General features: G+C 60.9%; 1 protein-coding gene and 1 pseudogene. Both read right to left on the reverse strand.

What is annotated here, in order from left to right:
- Positions 1-357 (reverse strand): annotated as a pseudogene (locus tag SO139_RS46335) (hypothetical protein); the annotation flags it as partial.
- A 2-nt stretch (positions 358-359) separates the two neighbouring features.
- On the reverse strand, positions 360-705 hold a 346-nt coding region (locus SO139_RS46340; RefSeq protein ID WP_474805211.1), incomplete at its 5' end, for a HipA domain-containing protein.

The following is a 705-nucleotide window of genomic DNA, read 5'->3' on the forward strand; positions in this document are numbered from 1 at the left end:
TCCCGGCCCCAGGATATCCGCTTTGCTCGAGAGCGAGTCGCCGATCGCGTCGGCGAGTTCGGATTTGTTCTTAGGCGTGAGTGGGCAGGACGTCGCCAGAACGTAACGGCAGGGCGCCAGCTTTTTGATCGCTTCACGTTCGCGCTTCATCTGCGATTTGAGCGAGGCGTAGGAGGACCTGTCGCAGTGCTTGGCCTGCAGGATCGTGGCCGTGGCTCCTCGCGCATGGCGCCCGTCCATACCGCCGTCGGGGCCAGCCGTGAAGGCCTCGAACCGGACGTCGAATTCGCGGCCGATGAGATCCCGGACCAGATCCTCGAAGTCTGCCGGCGAAAGATTTCGGAAATCGTAGGCCACGTTCAGAGCTCGTTGTAGATCGGGATCGACGCGGCATGCGTATCGATGACTTCGACGACTTTCCGTTCCAGCGGGAGATCCGCCTTCCGCTCCGCCCAGATTTTCTTGAAGCGTTGGACGGTTTCCGCGGCCGTGTCGACGGCCAGCTTTTCCGATATCTTCGCCTTCGCAGCCAGATGCGTCAGCTCATCCTTCGAGAATTCGGCCATCTTCTTCGTGCGCGAATAGTTCAGCGCCATCTTGTCGTCCGGGATGTACGGAATGGTCGAGAGCAGATCGTAGGCGGGCGACAGGACCGGCGTCCGCCGGTCGGGGTAGATCAACGACCAGTTCTTCAAGTGCATGTCG

Source organism: Bradyrhizobium sp. UFLA05-89 (assembly GCF_059803475.1).